Raw genomic sequence first — 24,123 nt, forward strand, 5'->3', positions numbered from 1 at the left:
TTAGAGTACAAATAATACTACAAACTTATTATATCTTGTCCATCAACTATACCTACAATGGTTGCATCTACAGGTATATTGGAACCGCCCACCGGCATACGTGCTGAACTTCCTCCAACATATATCACTTTTTCGTTAACACCTGCACCAATGTTATCAGCAGCAATAATTGGTGGGCCAATAGGTGAATTATCAATTATGTTTAGTGGTTGTACAATCATCAGTTTCAATCCTTCAAGTTTTTCATCTTTTCTCGTTGCCCAGATATTACCTATTACTATTCCTGCCTTCAAACCGCCTTAACCTCCTTTCGTCCTGTTTCATTTTATTATCTGTTGTAGTCATCAGCTAAATAACGGCAGATCATTATATGTAATACACTGGACAGGCGGTTAAACGCCTCAATAATATCCATTCTCTCATATTTCTTGCCATTATGAAAAGCTTCCGCAGCAGAAACCTCGACCTCTCTAATTGCCGCCCTTAATTGATTCAGCATCGCATAAACTTTACCCATTGAATAATTCGGTAAAATCATTTGCTTAATCTTATAATATTTCATAGGATTGTGAGAATGCTCTCTGATCTCTGCATGAGTAAGTCCAATAATCTGTTCATTGACCAGAGGTTTATTGAATACATCACATCCCATGATTTCATATAGAAGTTTTAAGATTTCATCCAAATCCCTGATAATTTTTTCCTGTCCGCTCATTTCTGCTAAAATGGTCTGATCTAATACAACTAACGCCTGAAGGCTGTCCACTTTTCCTCTTAGACAAATCCTCGGGTGATCTTTTGTTACTAAGAAATTATCATATAACTGCGTCATATGTTCAGGTTTCTCGTAGTAGTAAGCTCCTGTTTCATAATCAATGTATTTGGGTTTTTTAATCTTTTCTTCTGTATTATCTGTCATTCTTTCCTGGATACCTGTTGAAGTTCCTGAGTTTTCTTCAGTTTCCTTCTTTTTTTGTTCCATGCTGCCCTTAACAACATTTATTTTTCGTTCCTTTAGAAACCCTATTGCCGCCGGAGTAAGCATTATATCCTGATCCAGGTAATAAGTCTCTATGGTAGATGTACGTAATTCGTTTCTTAAATCGGACTCTGTTATGACTTTCAAATCATTACCTCCTTTATATGTACACCTCCGTTAACCAATGGGATTTTCAGCTACATATACTACTGCGCTGGCAAATGCATCACATGCAGCTTTACATGCAGACTGACTTCCTGTCAGAAGTGCTCCTCCAAAGTTTGTTTCTGAAGGTGGTGCATATAATACGCAAAGACTTACGTCTGCTGCTTTTAATGCTGCATCAACTGCATACATAGCTTCAATAGGAGGTGCGATCAGATATGCCAGAGCCTCTCCTTCAACTATGCCAGCTCCTTCTGAAAGATATGAACCAGTTCTTGAAATGCATTGTGCATAATAAATAATTGAGTTTTCGTCATTTGCAGAAATAAAATGTAATTCATTGTCAATCATTTCTACACAGGCATCCAGACCACTCTTTACTTCTGCCGGGTTTGGCCCTGCCAGAATCCCGATTATTTCACCTGCCAGTTTAGTATTGGCATTGTCAGCACCACCATAAAAGCTTCTGGCATAAACAACTTTTACATCAGCTTTTTTTGTTGCTTCGTCCAGTGCAGTGTACGTTACATCATCACAGTTTGTTGTAATCAACGCCAATGATTTCTGCTCCGGATCCAGTTTAAACTGCTCAGCCATACTAGGACTTACATTTGGAATAATTTTGGTTGCTAAAACGGAAGTTTTAATTATATCACCTTTCATTATTTTCCTCCTTAACAATTTTTATTTTTTCTTCATAAATACTTATGAGTTAAAAATTAACGTTTTAGTTATAACAGGAACCACATTGCCTTGTGCAACAGGCTCTCCTATATCAATATAATCTCCATTATTTGTGTGGATACTGTCCAGACAAATTACATCTTTACTCTTGTTGAGCAGTAAATTAATTGAATTTCCCAGTACTTTGGCTATATCCTTTTCGATAATAATGATTAAAGGATGGGGCCATCTATGATTTCTTTAGCTCCGGTTACAATAGCATTGGCCAGATTCTGAATATCTGCAAAAGACTCAAAGCTTCTTCCCTCTAAACCAATTGCTACAATATCCAGTTTCTGTTCTGTATAATAAACAGGCAATTTTTCTTTGATGGCATTTACAATGCTTTCGCCTGACATTTCTTCCGTGTCGCTGATTTTCAGCACTGGTATATTTTTAATTGGTAATTTTTCTTTGATGTAAGAAATGGTGCTTCCACTTACATCTGTAGTATGTGTACCGGCACCAACCACGGTAGCTCTTATGGTTTCTTCCGGTTTATATCGCTTTACAGAGTTTAATGCCGCATTATTCTTTATAGCTTCACCCAGGAGTACCCCGATATCACCATATTTAAAGAAGTCTGATTGATTTTCACTGTATACACAATCAGCTACACCCCCTGAATAAGTAACTGCACTAATCAATGGGTTTTCTTTCAATAGTTTCCCATCATTGGTATACATGGTTCCATGAATTCCACTCTGCTCTGTTAGATAAAGGGCCTGTGCCAACTGATCTGCCATAAGGGAACAGATTTTTCTAAGGACTGTTACATCTGCCCTGTCCCCTTCATTAATATGTATGCCATTACGTTCAGCCAGTTCTTTAATCTTCCTATATATATATATAATTTTTCCGTTATCAATTTTAATAAGACGACCACCAATATCCAGACATATGGTTCCTTTTAAAATACCCTTGTTAAATACTGCAATATTGCTGGTACCGCCGCCTATATCTACATTTGCAATAGCCAGTGCATATTCTTTGGATATTTTGTCTGTGCCTGCCCCTTTGGCAGAAAGGACAGATTCAAGGTCTGGACCTGCAGTAGCTACCACAAAATCTCCAGCCATTTCACTGAGAGCAGAAAGTACTTCATTTGCATTATCTTTTCTTGCCGTTTCTCCTGTAATTATAACTGCTCCCGTTTGTAAGTCTTCTGGCTTAAAGCCAGCCTTTCTGTATTCGTCTGCTACAATTTGCTTTACTTTGGAAGCATCGATCTCATGTTGAGATTTTAAAGGGGTAAAGTATATGTCGCTCCTGTATATAACTTCCTTATCTACAATACTGATTCTTGGTACCGAATAACTATTGGCCAGATTTTCAATGGTCAGGCGGCTAAATATTAATTGAGTCGTCGAAGTTCCTATATCTATGCCTGTACTCAAAATTTTTTCCTGCATGTTCTTCTCTCCTATATATCTTCCTCAAAGTACTTCATCAGTTCTTTAAATCCTGTTCCTTTCATACTGCTTGTTATAAATATTTCGCCTGCTCCTGCCAGTTTCAGATATTTTTCTGCGTATTCAAGCTGTTTGGGTGTCGCAATATCTGATTTGGTAATGATACCCACACAAGGCTTACAGTACATACTGGAAAAATTGGGGGGAAACATGGTCCCATCTTCTGTGGCATCCTGAACCAGCATAATAATATCTGCATCCGCTGCTGATACGGAAAGGGCTCCCCGCATATATCTTCGCTCCAGGTATTCTCCCGGTGTATCAATCAGATGATCATTTATCAAATGTACCGTCTGTGTCTTATAATATTTTATCTCTTCGTTATTAATGTATTGACATAGTGTTGTTTTGCCCGCCATTGAACGCCCGATTAAAATAACTCTTTTCTTGTCCAATTTATATTTCCTCTTAAGACCTTGTTATTTCAGTAGAAGAGAACCCCATAGAATCGCATAAAACAGATATAACCTGCCTTATGGAGGACTCAACTGCCGAAACATCCCCAGTTATAACTACTGATCCATTAAACCGGTCTACAAATCCTATTTTGACATCTGCCGCTTTACATGCTACATCTACAGCTATAATAGCGGCTTCGCTTGGGGTAATTGTAAAAATCCCAACAGCTTCTGATGTGGCATCAATCAATCCCACCTTTTGATATAAATCCTCCACCGGATGTGGAATCACATGAGCCAATGTCACCTGTTTTCCTGGGACAAACTCCTGAATAATTCGCTCTTTGTCATCAAATGATCCCATAATTCTTACCACTCTTTCATTGCAAAATAATGCGTACAAACAAAAAGTGCCCTGGATATTACTATCCAAGGCACTACACCATGCACTTACATAAAAATGCTACTCTGTCGTATGCATTTCCAATCTATTTAATTTATATGCCTATACTAGCATAATCAATATAAAATGTCAACTGCATTTTCTACTGTTTTATCTCCATATTATTCCTTCTTAAAGGGAATGATTAAAAATTTGTTTTTATATAAATGCAATATACTTTTTTATATGGGTATGATATAATCAGAGGGACTGGGATTTGCAAAATTTATTGTTGAAAAGTAGTTACTGTTTGAAAGAGAGGTTATTATGTGTGTTAAAAATTTATTTATAATAGGTGCGGGCTTTATGGGCATGGGTATTGCTCAGACTGCCATCACCAGAGGTGTCAATGTTACTGTCAATGACATTTCAGAAGCAAGCCTGGCCAAAGGACGTAAGACAGTGGAAACAATGCTTCAAAAAAGCGTCAAAAAAGGTAAGATGACTGAAAATGCTATGAAGGAAGCATTATCACATCTGTCTTTTACTACAGCTATTTCCGATTGCAGTAATGCTGATTTTATTATTGAGGCTGCTCCGGAAAATGAAAAACTTAAGATTTCTATCATGGAACAAGTGGATAAATATTCAAAAGCCGATGCTGTTGTGTCAAGTAACACATCCTCTATTTCAATTACAACATTGGCAAGCCATCTAAAGAACCCTTCACGCTTTGTTGGTATGCACTTTTTCAGCCCTGTTCCATTGATTAATCTACTAGAAGTAGTTAAAGGCCTTCAGACTAATCAGAAAACTATGGAGACAACAACTGCCTTCGGTGAACAGCTTGGAAAGGTTTGTATCGTTTCCAAAGATGAACCGGGCTTTATTGTAAACCGTATGCTGATTCCTATGTTAAATGAAGCATTTATACTGATTGAACGTGGAATTGGAACAATTGAGGAAATTGATCTGGGTATGCGCCTGGGATTAAATCACCCAATGGGTCCTCTTGAACTTGTTGACATGATTGGTATTGACGTTGAACTTGCAGTTATGGAAGTTCTTTACAGCGAAATCGGAGATCCTAAATATCGTCCGGCAGTTCTGCTTCGTAGAATGGTTGCGGCTGGTAACTTAGGCCGAAAAACTGGAAAAGGCTTCTATATTTATAATGAAGACGGTACTCGTACACCAAACACTGAATTAATCTAAGGATTAAATAATAAAACAGCCATAATTAACTGAAATCAATTTTCAATTAAATTTTTGCAAAAAAAGTAAAGGCATATAGTTTTCACACTCCTATATGCCTTTATTTTTATTTATATTGCATTATACTTTTTCAGCAATTCTTCAATAACCGTTCCTGATATTTTTTTAAGCACTTTCTTCTTTGCCAGATTTGCCATAAATGGCAGTTTCATATCTGTCATCTTCTTTCCGTCCATCATTTTTGATGTAGAATCCAGAAGCACACGAATATCATAGCAGGAATTAAATACCTCTGGTACCCCACGGTCTACATTCAGCAGGGTATAAACGGCTTCCATGGCTGTTCTCACAGAATATTCTGTAGTGAATACCGTGTCTCTTGCCGTATCAGAAAATTGTCCCACAAAAGCAAAATTCACACAGCCTTCCGGAACAACTTTCGGCCGGTCCCCTTTTGCCCTTGGCATAAAGAATGCTGTTACATATGGCATCATACAAGGAATGCTGCGAGCAGACTTGGTTGCCATTTCATGGATTTCAGACTCTGGTACACCCATATGGAAAAGCCATTCTTCAGTAATCTCAATACCCGTACAATCCCGCATTGGTTTTTTGATATAATTACCAGGCACATTTGTAAACAAACCATAAACCCATACAACAAGCTGATCCTTTGGCTGCTCTTTAAAATGTGGCTGACGATTTAAAGTATAGCTCATGAGCCAGTTTGAATCTTTTACTGTAATAATTCCCCTGTGACAACTCGTCCACAAAAAGGATCTCTCTTGCATATTTTCTGGATATATGGAGGTATTTTATCATCAAGGGTAGTAATGGTAGCTGATTCCCAATTGGTAGCTTCTGTATTAGTACAGAATTTATCCGGTTTTCCAAATGCCGCATCCTGTTTTGCTATGTTACGCCAGAGATCCCAGCATCCTCCATTGGTTATGACAAAATCTGGCGCATGATGGTCATCACCAAAAGCTGCATTCTCTATACAGCTTCCATTTGTCACAAAGACCAGATCATTTTCTGAAAGCTCAATCTCAGCATCCATCCCATTACTGGTGCATATAATTTTTTTGCTTCTTTTCTGCCGGGGTTAATATCAAAAACCACATTTGTTACTTTTGTATTATACTGAAAGTCAACGTTGTGGGCTTCCAGATACTTTATCATGGGCAGGATTAAAGATTCATACTGATTATATTTTGTAAATTTAAGTGCAGAGAAATCAGGCAGTCCGCCTATATGATGTATAAACCTCTGAATATAAAGTTTCATCTCTAAAGCACTGTGCCAGTCTTCAAAAGCAAACATGGTTCTCCAGTACAGCCAGAAATTTGATTCAAAGAACTCCTGGGAGAACATGTCCACTACTTTCTTATCATATAAGTCTTCATCCCGGGTGAAAAACAGTTTAAGAATTTCCATGGCAGACTTGTCGCTAAGCCCGAACTTACCGTCTGTATGAGCATCCTGTCCCCGGTTTACCGTTGCCCTCATCAATGAGTAATTAGGATCTTTTTTATTGAGCCAATAAAACTCATCCAGCACAGATGCTCCCTCTGTTTCTAAAGAAGGAATGGATCGGAATAAATCCCATAAGCATTCGAAATGGTTCTCCATTTCACGGCCTCCCCTGATAATAAATCCCTTATCATTATCCTTGATACCATCGCAGGCTCCTCCTGGAAGACCCAACTCCTCCAAAATATGAATTTTATCCCCTTTCATCTGTCCATCACGAATCAGGAAGCATGCTGCAGCTAAAGATGCTAACCCTGAACCAACAAGATAAGCTGACTTTAATTCTACACCTGCTGGTTTTTCCGGCCTTGCAAATGCCTCATAATTCCCATTACTATAATACATGTAACTACCTCCACCTTTTTAAATAGCGTATAATATAGATTCGTTTATCACATAATATAATATCATATATTACATTATTATTCCAATTTTTTTACAATATTATTCCAAAATATTTTATACCATATAAAAAGCAGGCCCGTCAATATTTAAATCAGACCTGCCTGCAATCATTCTGTTGTTTTTTGTTTTAATTTATTTAACATCTCTTCCACTGTTAAATGATAAACTGGATGCCTGAAATAAGGATTAATCTGGTTTAAGGGTTCCAGTACAAACCCTCTGTTTTGCATATCCATATGAGGTATCACCAGTTCCGGATCAGATAAAATTAAATGATCATAAAAAATAATATCTAAATCCAGGGTTCTTGGACCCCATCGAACAATTCTTTCTCTCTTTGCATTCTTTTCTATTTCATTTAATATATTGAGTAATTCTTTTGGCATGTATAGAGTCTTCAATTCCAGACAGCCATTTAAAAAGGTGTCCTGTTCAACTCCACCGTAAGGTTCTGTCTGAATAAATTCAGATACTTTGGTAATATGGCAGCCTGATGTATTTTCCAGGGCCTCTATACCTTGTCTTATATACTTTTCCTTGTCTCCCATATTAGAACCAAAAGCAATATATGCAGTATGCCAGCTGCGCTCTATCTGTACGGACACTGTCTGTAAAGGCAGGCCAACTGGTGCCCATGGCTTTTCAATTTCCACTTCTATTTTTTGTAATCCATTAAATTCACTAAGCAAGGCTTCTGCTAATTTTTCGGCAGCTGCCTCAATGAGCTTAAAGATATTTTCCTGCATGAACTTTGTTATAAATTGGCATACCAACGCATAATTTATTGATTTTTCAAGGTCATCATTAATGCCTGCCGGTCTTGTATCTGTATATAAAACTGCACTGATAAGAAATTTCTGTCCTAAAACATTTTCCTCTGGAAGAACACCATGTTTTGCAAAAACTTCCAGCTTTTTAATATTAATTCTATCCATATTAATTTCCCTGTCTTCCAAGAATTGCTTCAGTCATTCTTATAGTTCTGACATTTTCCTTTATATCATGAACTCTGACAAAAGCACACCCTTTCATTACAGCCATAACCGTTGTTACCAGAGTACCCTCAAGGCGCTCATCTGCCGGTAAGTCCAAAGCCGTTCCAATAACTGATTTTCTGGAAGTACCCAGGAGCACGGGATATCCCAGTTCACGAAACTGCTCCAGGCAGTGAATGACCTCCAGATTCTGTTCATAGGATTTCACAAAGCCCACTCCTGGATCCAGAATAATTTTTTCATCCTTTATTCCTGCTTTTTTAGCTATGGTAATGACTTCTTTTAAATCATTTTTTACATCTTCCATAAAGTCATGATAATGGGTATTATCACGATTGTGCATGAGACAGCAGGCTGCACTGGCATCTGCAATCACCTTTGCTATTTCATCATCATACTTTAATCCCCAGATATCATTTACAAGATCCGCTCCAGCTAAAAGGTTTTCTTTTGCTACGCTGCTTTTGTAAGTATCGATAGAAATGGGAATATCAAACCTCTTTTTTATAGCTTCAACTACCGGTACAGTACGTCTGATTTCTTCTTCTGCTTCCACTTTTGTATGCCCCGGACGGGTGGATTCACCGCCCACATCAATGATGTGAGCTCCCTCAGAAATCATCTGCTCTGCATGTTTTAAAGCAGCATCCACATTGTTCCATCTTCCCCCATCCGAAAAAGAATCCGGTGTTACATTTAAAATTCCCATTACATATGTCTTGTTTTGTATGTCAAACTCTTTGTTTCCTATAATCATTCTGTCACCTTTTCCTCTTTACAACCTTATTGGATAATGAACTTGTTTTTTTTATCAGGACTCCAGTTACACATCTCATAAGCCTTGCAGAAAAAACAATTTCGTGACTGTTTATCCGCCATATTTATAATAATATTTAATTGTTCCGAGGTTTCACCCGAACAAATATTTTGAAGATTTCTGTTTCTATGGTCGGCTATAGCTCTTACAATCATCACTGCCTTTTCTTCTGGGTAATCTAATTCGCAAAGTAAGGAAACCGCTATTTCACTACTGGCCTGTTCATGAGGAATCCCAGTCTTATACTCCCTGGCACGGCCAATATCATGCAGTAATGCGGTTAAGTAAATCATTTCTTTCTCCAGTCCCAGCTTTTCCTCTAAATTATATATATATGCCATTCTTGCTACATCCAGAAAATGTGCCATTCCATGACAGCAAAATACTCTCTGAGTCTCTGCCGTTTCAATCTCCTTTAAATATTCAATATATACAGGGTTCCCTATAAGTTTATCCACAAATTCCATTTATTTCACCATCTGGAAGAACCTATTCTGTAAGGTTTCATCCTGAGAAAATTCTCCCCGTGTGACGACTGTAACCGTTTTGCTTCCAGGCTTTTTAATCCCCCTCATGGTCATACACATGTGCTCAGCATCGATCATTACGATAACCCCTTTGGGTAAAAGGTTATCCATCAATGCATCTGCAATCTGAGCTGTCATCTGTTCCTGAAGTTGTAGCCGCCTTGCAAATACCTCTACTGTTCTTGCCAGTTTACTCAGACCAACAACCTCTCCATTGGGAATATATCCAATATGCACTTTACCATAAAATGGCAGCATATGATGTTCACACATGGAATAAAACACAATATCTTTTTCAATGACCATTTCATTATTTTTAACATGAAATCGTTTGCTTAGATGGGCTGAGGCATCTTCATACATTCCACTAAACAGTTCCTCATACATCCTTGAAACTCTCTCTGGTGTCTCCAGGAGCCCTTCTCTGTAAACGTCCTCACCAATTCCCTCTAAAAGCAGTTTTACACCTGCCGTAATTTTCTTTTTATCAATCACTTTAACCCAACTTCTTTCCTAAATACAATAGTAAATTTTTTTACAGAATTAATGGACTTAATTATACAAAATTCAACGATATATGTCAATTATAAGGGTTTCTGTTTGTTAGCTCTTAACCAGTCATATTATTAACTCAAAAAGATGGTGCACAAATGAACAGACCCCCATAAGTTAGCCCTAAATAATTTCTAACTTATGGGGGTCCATTCAAAATGCTTTATGAGCCATATATACAAAATGGAGCTTTTTCAATACAATTTTTTAATAATTTTTCGGAGTAATTATATGCTAACAAACACTATTGAATCAGCTCCATCTATTGTAAATTAGTTGTATTTTATTCATTTAAAAAGTTCTTTCATTTTATCTGAAAAACTTTTCTTATTTCCATGGTTGTCATTATCCAGAATCTCCCCAAGCTCTTTTATCTTCTTTTTCTGTTCTGCATTTAGCTTAGTTGGAACTTCCAGAATAACTTTTACATAAAGGTCTCCTGTTCTTGAGGATCTAAGGCTTTTAATGCCTTTACCCCTTAACCTGAATACTGTGCCAGGCTGGGTTCCTGCCGGAATAGAATAAGATACCTTTTCAGTTAAAGTAGGAACTATGATATCATCCCCTAAGGCTGCCTGTGCATAGGAAACTGGCATTTCCAGCCATAAATCCTGACCGTCTCTCTTAAACAGGGCATGGGATTTAACTCTTATGACAACATATAAATCTCCATTTGGTCCGCCATTTGTCCCAGGTTCCCCCTGACCCTTATGGATATAACAGATTCGTTATCAACACCTGCCGGAATATCTACTGAAATAGTAACAGTCTTTCTGACTTTTCCGCTGCCGCTGCAATCAGGACAAGGTTTTTCAACAACCTGACCACTGCCACCGCAATTCTGGCAAGGCGAAACACTCTGGAACTGTCCAAAAGGAGTTCTCTGAGTTGTTCTCACTTCACCCGTACCATTACATGTTGGACAAGTCTTTTTTGAAGTGCCCTCTGCTGCACCTGTTCCATGACATTTTTCACATTGAACGTACTTGGAAAGCTTTATCTGTTTTTTTGCACCAAAAGCAGCTTCCTCGAAAGAAATAACAACTTCCTGTTGCAAATCACGACCCTTCATAGGTCCATTACGTCTCCTTGAGCTTCCGCCGCCAAAGCCGCCTCCAAACATACCTCCAAACATGTCAAATATATCTTCAAAGCCGCCAAAACCTGCGCCGCCACCGCCAAAACCTGCATTTGGATCTACGCCGGCATGACCGAATCTATCATATTTACTCTTCTTGTCAGGGTCGGAAAGAACGCTGTATGCTTCGTTTATCTCTTTAAATTTTTCTTCAGCTTCCTTATTCCCAGGGTTTTTGTCAGGATGATACTTCATGGCCATCTTACGAAAAGCACTTTTTATCTCACTTTCATCTGCACCCTTCTGGATTCCAAGGACTTCATAATAATCTCTCTTATCTGCCATTTTTTCTCTCCACTCTGCATTAATTAATATCAACTGATAAGCACTCCCTGCCTGAAGGAGTGCTTATTTTACATTTAATTGAAAATTTCCTGCAGCTGTAACTGCTGAAATTTTTGTATGAGGTCTGCTGTCACATCATAGACGTGTGCAGAACTTCAAACCGTATCAATATTACCCCATGCAGGTTCATATGTCAACTATTTGTCATCATCTACTACTTCATAGTCAGCATCTACAACGTTATCACGTTTTGGAGAATCTGATTCTGGAGCAGCTCCGCCCATGCCGCCTGCCATGTTAGGATCAAAACCTGCTGCACCGCCCTGCTGAGCTGCCTGTGCCTGCTGATACATCTTAGCGGAAATAGTGTGGAACTGTTCTGTCAGTTTATCTGTCTTATCCTTCATTTCTTCTAAATTATTTCCTTCCAGAGCCTTTGAAAGTTCGTCTTTAGCAGCCAGGATACTAGCTTTTTCATCTTCAGATAAGTTTGCTTCTAAATCCTTCAGATTCTTTTCTGTTTCATATACTAAAGTTTCTGCTCTGTTTCTGATTTCAATTTCTTCTTTTTTCTTCTTATCTTCTTCTGCGAACTGTTCAGCTTCCTTAACCTTAGCCTGAATTTCTTCATCTGAAAGTTTGCTTGAAGAAGTGATTGTGATTCTCTGTTCCTTACCTGTTCCCATATCCTTAGCACTAACATTTACAATACCATTGGCATCGATATCAAATGTTACTTCAATCTGAGGAATTCCGCGAGGTGCAGGTGGAATACCTGAAAGCTGGAAACGTCCAAGAGTTGTGTTTCCTGCGGCCATTTCTCTTTCACCCTGCATAACATGAATATCTACAGCTGTCTGGTTATCAGCAGCAGTGGAGAAAACCTGGCTCTTCTTTGTTGGAATAGTAGTATTTCTTTCAATCAGCTTTGTAGCAACTCCTCCTAATGTTTCAATAGAAAGTGAAAGTGGAGTTACATCAAGCAACAATACATCGTTTACTTCACCTGTTAATACACCAGCCTGAATAGCTGCACCAACAGCCACGCATTCATCTGGGTTGATACCCTTAAATGGTTCTTTACCAGTTACTCTCTTAACAGCATCCTGAACTGCAGGAATTCTTGTTGAACCACCAACCAGGATTACCTTGGCAATATCAGCATTTGTTACGCCAGCATCCTTCATAGCTTTCTGCATTGGTTCAATTGTTCTGTTTACAAGATCTGAAGTTAACTGATCAAACTTGGCTCTTGTAATGTCCATATCCATATGCAGCGGGCCGTCAGCACTTACAGTAATAAATGGAAGGTTGATGTTAGCTGTCTGTGAACTTGACAGTTCCTTCTTAGCTTTTTCTGCTGCTTCCTTTAATCTCTGGTGAGCCATCTTGTCTGTTCTTAAATCAATGCCATGTTCCTTTGCAAAGGTATCTGCCATGTAATCGATAAGTACCTTATCAAAGTTATCTCCACCCAGCTTAGTATCACCATTTGTAGCAAGTACTTCAAATACGCCATCACCCAGTTCAAGAATAGATACATCAAATGTACCGCCACCCAGGTCATATACTAAAATCTTGTGGTGACCATTATCTTTATCAAGGCCATAAGAAAGAGATGCTGCTGTAGGTTCATTGATAATTCTCTTTACATCAAGACCTGCAATCTTACCTGCATCTTTTGTAGCCTGTTTCTGAGCATCTGTAAAGTAAGCTGGTACTGTAATAACAGCTTCTGTTACCTTACCTCCAAGATAACTTTCTGCATCTGCCTTTAACTTACTTAAAATCATAGCTGAAATATCCTGTGGAGTGTATTGTTTTCCATCAATTTCAACTTTATAATCAGAACCCATGTGAGTTTTAATGGATGAAATAGTTCTGTCTGGGTTAGTGATTGCCTGTCTTTTTGCAGTTTCACCAACTAATCTTTCACCATTTTTTGTAAAACCAACTACTGATGGAGTAGTTCTGTTTCCTTCTGCATTAGCAATTACTACAGGTTCGCCACCTTCAAGAACAGCTACGCAGGAATTTGTAGTACCTAAGTCTATACCTATTACTTTTCCCATAATATATTACCTCCCTAATTTGCGACCTTAACCATACTAGGTCTTATTACTTTACCATTTAGCTTATATCCTTTTTGTAGGACTTCAGTTACACAGCCACTTTCATATTGGCTGCTTTCCTCTGTCATTACTGCGTTGTGGAAATTTGGATCAAATTCAATTCCCAATGCTTCTATTTCTTCTAATCCGCTTTTTTCCAGTACCCCTTGAAAATTTTAAATATATTGTTCATACCCTGAACAAAACCTTCGTCACCCTCGCCGTGTGCAAGAGCTCTCTCAAAGTTATCTATAACATCAAGCAATTCTGAAACGATTTTCTCGTTTGCATATGCATAAATGTCGCATTTCTCTTTTTCGGTTCTTCTTTTATAGTTCTGAAAATCTGCCATAAGTCTGAGATACTTTTTGTTTAGTTCCTCGTCTCCTGCTGCAGCCTCTTCTGTTTGTTTACCATCTGCCTCATCTGTCAGTGTTTCTTCAGTTTCCCCTTCAACACATTTTTCTTCAGCATTCTCATTTTCTGTTATAGCTTCCGTATCATCAGTTACCTGAGTGTCCACATCTTCAATGGCATCCTTATTTTCAGTAGCTGTCTGATCTTTATTCATCGTCCTCGTTACCTCCTGTCAGTTTAAAAGTGTTATTCAAATTTTCTGTTACATACTCGATAACGGAAGTTACCTCGTCGTATTTCATCCTTGTTGGTCCAATTACACCTATCTTTCCAACAAGCTTACCATCTATATGATAAGTTGCTGTAATCAGGCTGCAATCCTGCATCATATCATCAGCATTTTCATTTCCTATGGTTATGATTACACCATTTTCCCTGTTTATAAGTTTCCTGGTGAAATCCTCTTTTTTATCCAGCAACTCTAAAAACATTTTCGCCTTATCTATATCATTGTACTCTGGTATAGAAAATATATTGGTAAGCCCATCCATGTACAAATTTACATTTAACATCTTTTCAAGAGTTCTCATGAAATTTGGCATAATATTTTCTGCCAGAGTTTCCATGGCCTCTAAATCTGTTTCAAAACACTTTATGATATCAACAGTTAATGCTTCACTTATGGTTTTACCTCTAAAGTTATAAGTCATGGATTTTGATAATAACTCAAGATTTTCCTTTGTATATGGGGCTTTAAGCTTAAGTGCCGTATTAGAAACTTTACCACTTTCTGCTACAATCATAAGTACTACAGTACTGCTGTCAACAGGAAGAATATTGATAAATCTAAGCATATCTTCATCTGTTTTCGGTGTCATGGCAAAAGATGTCAGATTTGTTATCTCAGATAACAAACTGGCAGCATGCTCTATCGTTTTTTCAAATTCAGATATATCACTATGAAGTTTGTCTGATATGACCTGTTTTTCCTCAATAGTAAGCTCCTTCTTTCTCATAAGTTCATTTACATACAGTCTGTATGCTTTATCAGAAGGAACCCTGCCTGCGGAAGTATGAGGATGTGTTAAAAATCCCATATCTTCCAAATCCGACATTTCATTGCGAATAGTAGCTGGGCTAACGCCTAACTCATACTTTTTGGAAAGAGTTCTGGATCCAACCGGTTCACCTGTTCTGATGAAATCACCGATAATAGCTTGTAATATTCTCAATTTCCTTTCGTTTAAATCCATCTTTCTCACCCTTCCTTGTTAGCACTCGCTTAGCATGAGTGCTAATCACATTTTTAATTTAACACTCTTAGATATTAATGTCAACACTTCTTGTAAAAAAATATATAATTTTTCATTTTAACCACTGAAATTAACCTGTATTATATAAAAACCGGCAATGCCAAATAAAATATTTGGACAATGCCGGCTTCTAACAGTAAATATTCTTTTTATTTACTAATTTTATTTATTTTTTTTGCCTAAGTAAGCCTCCTGTATGGTTGAATCCGCCAAAAGATCCTTTGCACTTCCTGAAGCGGTAATCACTCCCTGCTCCAATACATAGGCCTTGTCTGCAACAGAAAGAGCTTTAAAGGCATTTTGTTCTACAAGCAGCAGTGTTTTACCCATTCGTTTAATCTCTACTATAATCTCAAATATAGTATTAATTAAAAGAGGCGCTAATCCTAAGGACGGTTCATCCAGCATAATCAGATTGGGATTAGACATAAGTCCTCTTCCCATAGCAAGCATCTGCTGCTCACCTCCAGATAAAGTACCTGAAATCTGTTTTTCTCTTTCTTTTAATCTCGGAAAAAGATTATACACTTTTTCAAAATCCTCATTAATGCCTTTGGTATCATTTCTAAGATACGCACCCATTTTTAAGTTTTCATGTACCGTAAGATTTGCAAATATGATACGTCCTTCTGGTACTTGACAAACCCCTGCATTCACAACTTTGTGGGCTTGTTTCGGAAGAGGATGGTCTTCATAGATAATATCACCCTGATATTTAACCATACCGCTTATGGCATTTAATAATGAGGATTTACCCGCACCATTGGAGCCAATGATGGTAACAATTTCTCCATTTGGTACATCAATGGACACTCCTCTGAGAGCATGAATACCACCATAATGTACATTAAGATTGTCAACCTTCAACATTGATGTCTTCCTCCTTCCCCAGATACGCTTCAATTACCCGCTTGTCGTCCTGTATCTCATCAGGAGTACCTTCCGCCAATGCTTTACCAAAATTTAAAACAAAAATCTTATCACATAGTCCCATTATTAAATCCATATGATGTTCTATAATAAGAACAGTCAGTTTAAAGTCATCTCTTATCTGCCTTATTAATTCCATCAGCTGAATGGTTTCTTCCGGATTCATACCAGCTGCCGGCTCATCTAAAAGTAAAAGTTTTGGATCTAAGGCTAATGCTCTTGCTATTTCCAGCTTTCTCTGCATACCATAAGGCAGATTTGCTGCTACCATGTCTCTTACTTCCCACAACCCCATAAGTTTAAGCAGCTCTGAAGTTTTTTGGTTCAGCATTTCTTCCTGTTTACAGAAGGATCCTGCCCAGGGCAATGTCATCTTTGTAAAAGGTAGTTTTCTGGGAACAATGGATTGAAGAAGTCCGTAACTTCCTGAACGATGACATGCAGTCAATACATTTTCAAAAACACTGAGTTTCTTAAAAAGCCTGATATTTTGAAAAGTCCTTGTAATGCCTTTCTCAGCTATCTGATAGGGCTTCAAGGGTTTCCAGTTAAAACGCCTTTTTACACTATTTACAAAACCTTTTCCATAGGGATCTGCCCCTGCAATCTGGTCCTCATAAAATAAAATTTCTCCCTCACTCAGAGTATACACTGCAGTAATCAGGTTAAAAATCGTAGTTTTTCCGGCTCCATTGGGGCCTATCAACCCAAAGATTTCACCTTCTTTTATGGTAAAACTAACATCGCCTACTGCTGTCAGGCCTCCAAACCGCTTTGTTACATTTTTCATAGTCAAAACGTCTGTCATCCCTGTGCACCTCCTTTTTCTGCTGCATTAACCGTATCTTTTGCCTTTTTGCTGCCACCTCTCCTGAAGAAACGAATAATGCCTTTGATGCTGAATTCCATACCGCCAAGCATACCCTGTGGTCTTGTAATCATGATGATAATAACCGCAGCTCCATATACTACCAGTCTCCATTGAGCAAATTCTCTGAGAAGTTCCGGCAGGAATGTCAGTACAAATGCACCTACTACACTTCCTGTAATACTTCCCAGGCCTCCGAAGATTACCATGATGGTCATCTCGGTGGATTTGGTTAACTGGAACATAAGAGGTTGTATAAATCCCAGATAATGTGCCCACAAAGCTCCTCCTATTCCTGCATAAAGGGCAGAAATTGCCAGGGCAGTCATCTTATAACTGAATACGTTAATTCCTATTGCCTGTGAGGCCAGTTCCTCTTCTCTTACAGCAATCATATTTCTTCCATGTCTTGACTTAATTAAAAATGCCATAGCTGATATAGCTATAATGTTTATAACGATTACATTCGTCAAATTAGTATCTAAAGGTATTCCTGGCAGACCTCTTGCCCCGCCTACGTATTGCAAATTATCAAATATTAAACGGACTGCTTCACCAAATCCAAGGGTTGCGATACAGAAGTAATCCCCCTTTAAATTCAGGGTGAAATATCCGATAAAAAGCGAAGCTAACATTGCAGCAATACCACCAATCAGTACGGCCACATAAAATGGAATACCATAATTCATGGTACAAATAGCGGAAACATACGCACCTATAGCCATAAAGCCCGCATGCCCGAATGAAAATAGCCCTGTGAAGCCTGTAAGCAGTGACAAGCCTAAAACTACCATCAAATTGATACCGACCAGAATCAGGATACCTTCGATGTAAAACCAACTAAACATAGAAAGTACCTCCTTTATGCCTTATCTTCAGTAATCTTACCCATAATACCACTAGGTCGGATTACCAATACTACAATAAGTAATGTAAATGCAATTAAATCCCTGTATTGCGAAGCTATGTACGCAGAACTCAATGTTTCAATTAATCCCAGGAGCAGACTTCCCACTACAGCACCGGGCAGACTTCCCAATCCTCCGAATACTGCAGCAATAAATGATTTGTTGGTGATGACACCTATTTGCGGATACACGGTATATTTCATACCGAACAGCATACCTGCCACACCTGCCAGCATGCCTCCCAGTAAGAAAATAACAAAGATTATCCTGTTTACATTTACGCCCATTAAATTGCTTCCTCTTGAGCTGTAGGAGCAGGCTCTGATGGCCAGACCCACCTTTGTTTTTTCTATAATAAAGACCAGAATCGCCAGACTGATTGCCGCAATTACAAACATCAGAACGTCAATTCTGCTGACTGAAATATTGCCAAAGGTAAACGGTACTGGATTAAAAATTTGTGGGTATGTTTTAAAAGTTGGTCCTATAGTAGCTATAACTAAATTTTCCAGGAATATTGAGGCGCCCATAGCCGAAATTATAAAATATAATGACGGTGCATTTCTTTTTCTAAGTGGACTGTATGCAACCTTCTCTAAAACTACAGCTATCAGACCTGCTCCGAAAGCAGCTATAACTAAAGCCCCTAAAAATGAGTTAGGTAATAAGTGCAATGCATATAAACCAATATATGCTCCTAACATAATAACCCCGCCATGAGCAAAATTTGAAAAGTTTAAAATACTATATACCAATGAATACCCTACTGCCATTAGTGCATAAATGCTTCCAATAGATAAACCATTGATTAATTGTTGTAAAAATACACTCAACTGCAAACCCTCCTAACAGTTTTATTAAAATAAGGCAGTCTTTGGTAAACTGCCTTATTTTTTTGAAGCCCTGCCCGCATCTATTTATGTAGCCTGCAGGTCTTATACAGAAATTCCATCAGCTTTAGCTGCCTGAAATTTTCCTATTAGATACTACCTTGCAAAAATATTAGTTTGCACCATACTTCTGCATAAATTTATACTCATACTCACCTGTCTGAGGATTCAGCACAATTTTCTGAATAGCAGCTTCTTTTCCTTCAGGGTTATGAGTTTTTTCACCAAGCTTTATAGTTCCTGTAACACCCTTAACCTGAACCTTTGTAAGCGCATCCGTTATTGCCTGGGAATCTGCACTTCCTGCTTTTTCAATGGCTGCCAGTAATACTTTATAAGCGTCATGTACCATGTAGCAGTTTATTTCAGGAGTGGTACCATATTTTGCTTTGTAAGCTTCTGTAAGAGGTTTTACTTCAGGATCGTTATAGTCAAAATGGTTTACAAGATAGCTTCCTTCTAATGACTTTCCAGCCATTTCAAATAATGTGTCTGATGGCCAGCCGTCTCCGCCCATCAATGTTGCTGTTATACCAAGGTCTCTTGCCTGATTTGCGCTTAAAGCAACTTCTTTGTAGTAATAAGGCATAAGAATAACATCAGGATTTGCTTTCTTAATCTTCGTTAACTGAGGTCTGAAATCTGTATCCCCTGCTTTGAAAGCTTCTTTAGCAACGATAGTACCGCCCTTTTTCTCAAAAGTCTCAATAAAGTACTGCATAAAGCCCTGAGAATAATCGCTTGCTACGTCATACAAGATAGCAGCCTTCTTATATTTTAAAATATCTGCTGCATATCCTGCGGCCACAGAACCCTGATATGGATCTGTAAAGCATACACGGAAATTATACTTATTTACAGAACCGTCATCCTTAACTGTGATTTTAGGATTTGTAGCAACTGTTGCAATATCAGAAACTTTTGCTGATTCCAGTACACCAGTGATTGCCAGTGCCTGTGCAGAAGCATTTGGTCCTAAGATAGCACAAACTTTGTCCTGTGATACCAGCCTCTTTACTGCATTTACTGCCTCATTAGCATCTCCTTTTGTATCAAGAGCTACTAATTCCAACTGGCGGCCTAATACTCCGCCTGATGCGTTTGTTTCATCGATTAGCATCTGTACAGTCTGACTTTCACACTTTCCCCAAGGGGCCTGATCTCCTGTCAGCGAACCAATCCAACCGATTTTAATAGGATCCTTACTTGCATCACCACTACTTCCTTTGTCACCTCCGCAACCGGTAGTTGCAAGCAGAAGCACCATAATAATGCTTACAAATAGAGCCAATTTTCTCTTCATTGTTTTTTCCTCCTAAACACATAATCTGATAAAATGCAATTGACCGAATAAAAGCTTATTTAATAAACCATTTTCGTTCCTCATTTTGTGAAGATTATATGATTTTGCTTCATATCGCTTCATTACGCCTCAAAAAAAATCAAAAAAGTATTTCAAATGTTTAGAATTAACTGAATTTTTTGTCTTATGTTCAACTTTGTCTTATTTTTGGTGTTTAAAAGTGCAAACTTGTTAAAAAATATATTTATCAAATAAAAGATGTCAGACCGTAAAATTGATTACGGACATAAAAAAACCCGACAATTTCTTGTCGGGTTCAGGTTATTTTTGCAATCCTGCAATTTATTACTTTACCGTTTCCGGAGCCTCATCATATAGCATCTTTTTCTTAAGTTTAACCCATCCCTGATATAATAAATCAAGAACCTTATCATAAATTTTAGCAATAGGAGGACTGGAAAAAACAATGACGCACAGGGATGCTGATCCAAATACCCACAGATAATAGGTAATCCAGTCAGGGCTTGGAAATCCTTTTTGCTCTACCACATATCTTATAAATAAATGGAAAATGTATATCGGCATAGTGGTTATACCAACGTAAGTTAAATAATTCTTCTTATCTGGCATCAAATTTAATAATAAAATAGTCCATAATACGGCAAGTATAAGTACCACAGCTCTCATCAGTATATCCATATACCATGTGATGCCAACATCGGCAGCTGTAGTCTTTAACAAATAAAAATTTACAGGAACTTTAACATAATAAGCAAGTACATAAGATACACCCAGCAGTAATGCCAGTAAAGGAATGCACTGCCACTTTTTTAAACGCTGTATTGTTTTCAATCTTTCACTTGTACAATAATATCCCATTAAAAAAAATGGAAAATAGGATATAGCCCTGCCTAACGCAAAGTAATCTGTATCTACAGGCAGAAGCCCCGTAATTAAATATATTCCTACACTTATAGCAAGTAAGTGTTTTATCTTTACTAAATCTTTTAAATAAAATCGGTAAAAAAATACTGCAAATAAAAACCACAAGGCAAAGGGTGGTTTTAAAAAGTCTAAATTTGCACCACCAAAATAGAAATACCTGAATATGTAGAATACCAGTGTAAATAATAAATAAGGCAGCATAAACGTTTTAAACGCCGTTTCTCTTGCCCTATCCACTTTTTTTGAGAAAAAACCTGATAAAAACATAAATAATTGCATAACAAATACATTAATTGTTATATAAACTATACCGCCCAGAGAGGCATGTGAGAATCCACCGCCAACCATGGTAAAGTGTGAAATCGGTATACACCAGATTGCCAGACCTCTTAGGTTATCAAATATGAAGCTCCTCTGCTTTAAGGCTGCTGCAGGGGCTTTAATTGATATACTTTCTTCCATAAAAAATACCTTCCTTATACTGTTTCTAAAATTATATTTCTAGATTATACCATAAATTTTACTTTTTATGGTAATTTTTTATTTTATTATTACACCCAGTATTTTAGCCAGTTCTGCTGCCTGAAGCATTTCTACAACGGCTCCATTTAGTTCCTTTGCTTCTGTTGATAATATAATCCCTTCAATCTGGCAGGTTCTCAGGTCTATTCCCTTCAGCGGAGTTTTGTAAAAATTTGCTCTCATCAGATTAATATTGTCAAAAGTCAGTTTCTTTACTTTACAATTATCAAAATAAGCTTCTGCCATATCACCCATTTCCAAATGGCAATCATTTAAAAGAGAAGAGGTGAATACAGCATATCGAAACAAACATTCCTTCATCCATATATTTTTAAAGGCACTGTCTGAAAAATCAGTTCCTACACCTTTTACATTCTGAAATTTACAGTTACTAAAAGTACTATTACTAAAATCACAGTTTGAGAAATCGCAATTTTTAAAATAGCAGTTTTTAAAATAAGACTTCTCAAACAAAACTCTGTTAAATACACAGTTGTCAAAAATAAGATCAAACCCTTCAACACGAGAGCAGTCACTATTTTCAGCAATCAAAGCAGTAATATATTTTTGTTCTATTTCACCGCCTTCAGTCTTTAATTCTTCAATTAAAGACTGAAAATCCTGTATGTCATCAATAACCAAGAGACTGCCTATATTTTTTTCTATCTCTAATTCCACCATTTTCATGCTTCTCCCCTTGCTTTAACACTCTGCCCAGACCAAAGCGCACTTTACAGCTTTTTCCCAGCCTTTAATCATTTCCTGTCTTTTTTCAGGCAATAAATCCGGGATAAATGTTTTGTCTATCTGCCAGTTTTCGATTACATCTTCCTTACTTTTCCAGTAGCCTGTGGCAAGTCCCGCCAGGTAAGCTGCCCCTAAAGATGTGGTCTCAATGCATTGAGGCCTCTGTACAATAGTATCTAACAGATCTGCCTGAATCTGCATCAGTAAATTATTAGCACTGGCACCTCCATCAACTTTTAATGATGCCAGTTTTATTCCCGAATCTTCTTCCATGGACTTAAGCATATCGACAGTCTGATACGCCAGAGACTCTAATGTAGCACGGACCAAATGATTTTTATTGGAACCACGGGTCAACCCGAATATACTTCCTCTTGCGTAAGGATTCCAGTAGGGAGCTCCCATTCCAACAAAAGCCGGCACTACATAAACACCATTGGAATCTTCCACCGCCGAAGCCATAAGCTCTGATTCTGGAGAAGAATGAACAATTTCCAATTCATCTCTAAGCCATTGGATTGCAGCTCCTGCTACAAATATGGACCCCTCCAGGGCATAGTTTACTTTTCCATTAAGCCCCCAGGCTATGGTAGTAAGCAGTCCATTTTGAGATTGAACTGGTTTTTCTCCAGTATTCATAAGTAAAAAACAACCTGTTCCATAGGTATTTTTTACTTCACCTTCTTTAAAACAAGTCTGCCCAAATAACGCTGCCTGCTGGTCTCCGGCTGCGCCAGCTATTTTTACAGGACCTCCAAAAATAACCGGGTCCGTTTCCCCGTAAATGTAGCTGGATGGCACTGGAGCCGGCAACATGGTTTCAGGTATATCCAGTTCCCTCAGAATTTCTTTATCCCACTGTAAGGTATGAATATTAAAAAGCATTGTTCTGGAAGCATTAGAATAATCTGTCACATGGATTTTCCCCATGGACAGTTTCCAAATCAGCCAGGTTTCTATGGTTCCAAACAGTAAATCACCCTTTTCAGCTTTTTCTCTGACTCCTTCTACATGATCAAGAATCCATCTTATCTTTGTTCCAGAAAAATACGCATCGATTAATAAACCTGTTTTGGCTTTAAAACTTTCTGATTTACCTTCTTTTTTCAGTTGATCACAAAATTCAGCTGTACGTCTGCACTGCCAGACAATGGCATTGTAAACAGGAAGCCCCGTCTTTTTATTCCATACAACGGTTGTTTCTCTTTGATTAGTTATCCCAATAGCTTCTATATTTTCATAGGTTGCATCAATCTTGTATAATGCTTCCTGGGCTACTCCGATTTGTGTGGACCAAATCTCCATAGGATCATGTTCCACCCACCCTGCCTTAGGATAAATCTGTTTAAATTCTTTCTGAGCCAGGCTTACGATTTCACCCTTTTTATTATATAAAATACATCTGGAACTGGTTGTTCCCTGATCGAGAGCCATTATATACTTCTTCATATCCTTACCTCATACAAAAATTTTTTATTTTTTAACCCACCGGTTTTTATCACATTTAAAATCTAATATATTATAACATAATATTTAATTTTTTTATTCTTTATAAAAAATTATAAAAGTTTATAAAAAAGTGTAAATTTTCCGAACATTGTGTTATAATAATAAAAAATTGTACTAATTATCTATTTTTTTTA

Annotated in this window: 23 protein-coding genes and 3 pseudogenes; 1 reads left to right on the forward strand and 25 read right to left on the reverse strand. The window is 37.7% G+C overall.

Translation table 11 applies throughout. The annotated features are described in order from the left end of the window. Positions 1 to 17: 17 nt before the first annotated feature. From Ami3637_RS00925 to eutS, 7 genes are read right to left on the reverse strand one after another with little or no spacing between them, the layout of a single operon-like run. Entirely contained in the window at positions 18 to 293 is a 276-nt protein-coding gene (locus tag Ami3637_RS00925) for a EutN/CcmL family microcompartment protein (RefSeq protein ID WP_162360916.1), read from the reverse strand. A 35-nt stretch (positions 294 to 328) separates the two neighbouring features. Further along, entirely contained in the window at positions 329 to 1,126 is a 798-nt protein-coding gene (locus Ami3637_RS00930; protein WP_162360917.1) for an ATP-binding protein, read from the reverse strand. A gap of 30 nt (positions 1,127 to 1,156) precedes the next feature. Continuing rightward, entirely contained in the window at positions 1,157 to 1,807 is a 651-nt protein-coding gene (gene eutL / locus Ami3637_RS00935; protein WP_162360918.1) for an ethanolamine utilization microcompartment protein EutL, read from the reverse strand. A gap of 42 nt (positions 1,808 to 1,849) precedes the next feature. After that, positions 1,850 to 2,041, reverse strand: coding sequence for an ethanolamine ammonia-lyase reactivating factor EutA (locus tag Ami3637_RS18885; RefSeq protein ID WP_334297059.1), 192 nt, complete (start codon positions 2,039 to 2,041; stop codon positions 1,850 to 1,852). After that, positions 2,041 to 3,279 carry an ethanolamine ammonia-lyase reactivating factor EutA gene (locus tag Ami3637_RS00940; RefSeq protein WP_330586745.1) on the reverse strand — a complete coding sequence of 413 codons (1,239 nt, stop codon included), beginning with the start codon at positions 3,277 to 3,279 and terminating at the stop codon, positions 2,041 to 2,043. The genes Ami3637_RS18885 and Ami3637_RS00940 overlap by 1 nt, the downstream gene beginning before the upstream one ends. Before the next feature lie 11 nt (positions 3,280 to 3,290). After that, positions 3,291 to 3,734 (reverse strand): EutP/PduV family microcompartment system protein, encoded by a 444-nt coding sequence (locus Ami3637_RS00945; RefSeq protein WP_162360919.1) that lies wholly within the window; start codon positions 3,732 to 3,734, stop codon positions 3,291 to 3,293. A 13-nt stretch (positions 3,735 to 3,747) separates the two neighbouring features. After that, on the reverse strand, positions 3,748 to 4,101 hold the full coding sequence (eutS, locus tag Ami3637_RS00950; protein WP_162360920.1) for an ethanolamine utilization microcompartment protein EutS: 354 nt from the start codon (positions 4,099 to 4,101) through the stop codon (positions 3,748 to 3,750). Between the two features lie 345 nt (positions 4,102 to 4,446). On the opposite strand from eutS, the gene Ami3637_RS00955 reads away from it, so the two are divergent. After that, positions 4,447 to 5,334: a 3-hydroxyacyl-CoA dehydrogenase family protein gene (locus Ami3637_RS00955; protein WP_162360921.1), complete on the forward strand. Its 888-nt coding sequence runs from the start codon at positions 4,447 to 4,449 to the stop codon at positions 5,332 to 5,334. Between the two features lie 110 nt (positions 5,335 to 5,444). Here Ami3637_RS00955 and Ami3637_RS18080 read toward each other — a convergent pair whose 3' ends face one another. The 18 genes and pseudogenes from Ami3637_RS18080 to glpK form a co-directional block, all read right to left on the reverse strand. Continuing rightward, positions 5,445 to 6,107, reverse strand: a complete 663-nt coding sequence (locus tag Ami3637_RS18080) for an oleate hydratase (protein WP_330586746.1) — start codon at positions 6,105 to 6,107, stop codon at positions 5,445 to 5,447. Continuing rightward, positions 6,071 to 7,212: pseudogene (locus tag Ami3637_RS18090) on the reverse strand (oleate hydratase). The gene Ami3637_RS18080 and the pseudogene Ami3637_RS18090 overlap by 37 nt, the downstream one beginning before the upstream one ends. A gap of 167 nt (positions 7,213 to 7,379) precedes the next feature. Beyond that, positions 7,380 to 8,207 carry a 2-amino-4-hydroxy-6-hydroxymethyldihydropteridine diphosphokinase gene (folK, locus tag Ami3637_RS00965; protein WP_162360922.1) on the reverse strand — a complete coding sequence of 276 codons (828 nt, stop codon included), beginning with the start codon at positions 8,205 to 8,207 and terminating at the stop codon, positions 7,380 to 7,382. Between the two features lies 1 nt (position 8,208). Beyond that, positions 8,209 to 9,024, reverse strand: coding sequence for a dihydropteroate synthase (gene folP, locus Ami3637_RS00970; protein ID WP_162360923.1), 816 nt, complete (start codon positions 9,022 to 9,024; stop codon positions 8,209 to 8,211). 26 nt (positions 9,025 to 9,050) lie between these two features. Further along, positions 9,051 to 9,551: an HD domain-containing protein gene (locus tag Ami3637_RS00975; RefSeq protein WP_162360924.1), complete on the reverse strand. Its 501-nt coding sequence runs from the start codon at positions 9,549 to 9,551 to the stop codon at positions 9,051 to 9,053. Further along, entirely contained in the window at positions 9,552 to 10,106 is a 555-nt protein-coding gene (folE, locus tag Ami3637_RS00980) for a GTP cyclohydrolase I FolE (protein WP_162360925.1), read from the reverse strand. A gap of 344 nt (positions 10,107 to 10,450) precedes the next feature. Next, positions 10,451 to 11,586 (reverse strand): annotated as a pseudogene (gene dnaJ, locus Ami3637_RS00985) (molecular chaperone DnaJ). Positions 11,587 to 11,783: 197 nt separating this feature from the next. Then, complete coding sequence (gene dnaK, locus Ami3637_RS00990) at positions 11,784 to 13,658, reverse strand: molecular chaperone DnaK (protein ID WP_162360926.1); 1,875 nt, start codon at positions 13,656 to 13,658, stop codon at positions 11,784 to 11,786. Positions 13,659 to 13,672: 14 nt separating this feature from the next. Beyond that, positions 13,673 to 14,268 (reverse strand): annotated as a pseudogene (gene grpE / locus Ami3637_RS00995) (nucleotide exchange factor GrpE). After that, positions 14,261 to 15,307 carry a heat-inducible transcriptional repressor HrcA gene (gene hrcA / locus Ami3637_RS01000; RefSeq protein WP_162360927.1) on the reverse strand — a complete coding sequence of 349 codons (1,047 nt, stop codon included), beginning with the start codon at positions 15,305 to 15,307 and terminating at the stop codon, positions 14,261 to 14,263. The pseudogene grpE and the gene hrcA overlap by 8 nt, the downstream one beginning before the upstream one ends. Positions 15,308 to 15,529: 222 nt before the next feature. Next, on the reverse strand, positions 15,530 to 16,237 hold the full coding sequence (locus Ami3637_RS01005; protein ID WP_162360928.1) for an ABC transporter ATP-binding protein: 708 nt from the start codon (positions 16,235 to 16,237) through the stop codon (positions 15,530 to 15,532). Continuing rightward, positions 16,224 to 17,105, reverse strand: a complete 882-nt coding sequence (locus Ami3637_RS01010; RefSeq protein ID WP_162360929.1) for an ABC transporter ATP-binding protein — start codon at positions 17,103 to 17,105, stop codon at positions 16,224 to 16,226. Before Ami3637_RS01010 ends, Ami3637_RS01005 begins: the two co-directional genes overlap by 14 nt. Further along, on the reverse strand, positions 17,102 to 18,013 hold the full coding sequence (locus tag Ami3637_RS01015) for a branched-chain amino acid ABC transporter permease (RefSeq protein ID WP_162360930.1): 912 nt from the start codon (positions 18,011 to 18,013) through the stop codon (positions 17,102 to 17,104). The genes Ami3637_RS01010 and Ami3637_RS01015 overlap by 4 nt, the downstream gene beginning before the upstream one ends. A 14-nt stretch (positions 18,014 to 18,027) precedes the next feature. Further along, on the reverse strand, positions 18,028 to 18,906 hold the full coding sequence (locus Ami3637_RS01020) for a branched-chain amino acid ABC transporter permease (RefSeq protein ID WP_162360931.1): 879 nt from the start codon (positions 18,904 to 18,906) through the stop codon (positions 18,028 to 18,030). Positions 18,907 to 19,075: 169 nt separating this feature from the next. Next, entirely contained in the window at positions 19,076 to 20,266 is a 1,191-nt protein-coding gene (locus Ami3637_RS01025) for an ABC transporter substrate-binding protein (protein WP_162360932.1), read from the reverse strand. A gap of 345 nt (positions 20,267 to 20,611) precedes the next feature. Then, positions 20,612 to 21,673, reverse strand: a complete 1,062-nt coding sequence (locus Ami3637_RS01030; protein WP_162360933.1) for an acyltransferase family protein — start codon at positions 21,671 to 21,673, stop codon at positions 20,612 to 20,614. A gap of 78 nt (positions 21,674 to 21,751) precedes the next feature. Further along, a complete protein-coding gene (locus Ami3637_RS01035; RefSeq protein ID WP_162360934.1) occupies positions 21,752 to 22,420 on the reverse strand; it encodes a pentapeptide repeat-containing protein in 669 nt (222 codons plus the stop codon). 15 nt (positions 22,421 to 22,435) lie between these two features. Further along, a complete protein-coding gene (gene glpK / locus Ami3637_RS01040; protein ID WP_162360935.1) occupies positions 22,436 to 23,929 on the reverse strand; it encodes a glycerol kinase GlpK in 1,494 nt (497 codons plus the stop codon). Positions 23,930 to 24,123: the final 194 nt, after the last annotated feature.

It is taken from the genome of Aminipila terrae, from assembly GCF_010120715.1.
Classification (GTDB): Bacteria; Bacillota; Clostridia; order Peptostreptococcales; family Anaerovoracaceae; genus Aminipila; species Aminipila terrae.

Bases quoted from the DNA above. Each gene is read 5' to 3' on its own strand.
- eutL (WP_162360918.1), bottom strand. From the start codon at position 1,807: ATGAAAGGTGATATAATTAAAACTTCCGTTTTAGCAACCAAAATTATT.
- Ami3637_RS00940 (WP_330586745.1), bottom strand. From the start codon at position 3,279: ATGCAGGAAAAAATTTTGAGTACAGGCATAGATATAGGAACTTCGACG.
- eutS (WP_162360920.1), bottom strand. From the start codon at position 4,101: ATGGGATCATTTGATGACAAAGAGCGAATTATTCAGGAGTTTGTCCCA.
- Ami3637_RS00955 (WP_162360921.1), top strand. From the start codon at position 4,447: ATGTGTGTTAAAAATTTATTTATAATAGGTGCGGGCTTTATGGGCATG.
- folK (WP_162360922.1), bottom strand. From the start codon at position 8,207: ATGGATAGAATTAATATTAAAAAGCTGGAAGTTTTTGCAAAACATGGT.
- folP (WP_162360923.1), bottom strand. From the start codon at position 9,024: ATGATTATAGGAAACAAAGAGTTTGACATACAAAACAAGACATATGTA.
- Ami3637_RS00975 (WP_162360924.1), bottom strand. From the start codon at position 9,551: ATGGAATTTGTGGATAAACTTATAGGGAACCCTGTATATATTGAATAT.
- dnaK (WP_162360926.1), bottom strand. From the start codon at position 13,658: ATGGGAAAAGTAATAGGTATAGACTTAGGTACTACAAATTCCTGCGTA.
- hrcA (WP_162360927.1), bottom strand. From the start codon at position 15,307: ATGGATTTAAACGAAAGGAAATTGAGAATATTACAAGCTATTATCGGT.
- Ami3637_RS01005 (WP_162360928.1), bottom strand. From the start codon at position 16,237: ATGTTGAAGGTTGACAATCTTAATGTACATTATGGTGGTATTCATGCT.
- Ami3637_RS01010 (WP_162360929.1), bottom strand. From the start codon at position 17,105: ATGACAGACGTTTTGACTATGAAAAATGTAACAAAGCGGTTTGGAGGC.
- Ami3637_RS01015 (WP_162360930.1), bottom strand. From the start codon at position 18,013: ATGTTTAGTTGGTTTTACATCGAAGGTATCCTGATTCTGGTCGGTATC.
- Ami3637_RS01025 (WP_162360932.1), bottom strand. From the start codon at position 20,266: ATGAAGAGAAAATTGGCTCTATTTGTAAGCATTATTATGGTGCTTCTG.
- Ami3637_RS01030 (WP_162360933.1), bottom strand. From the start codon at position 21,673: ATGGAAGAAAGTATATCAATTAAAGCCCCTGCAGCAGCCTTAAAGCAG.
- Ami3637_RS01035 (WP_162360934.1), bottom strand. From the start codon at position 22,420: ATGAAAATGGTGGAATTAGAGATAGAAAAAAATATAGGCAGTCTCTTG.
- glpK (WP_162360935.1), bottom strand. From the start codon at position 23,929: ATGAAGAAGTATATAATGGCTCTCGATCAGGGAACAACCAGTTCCAGA.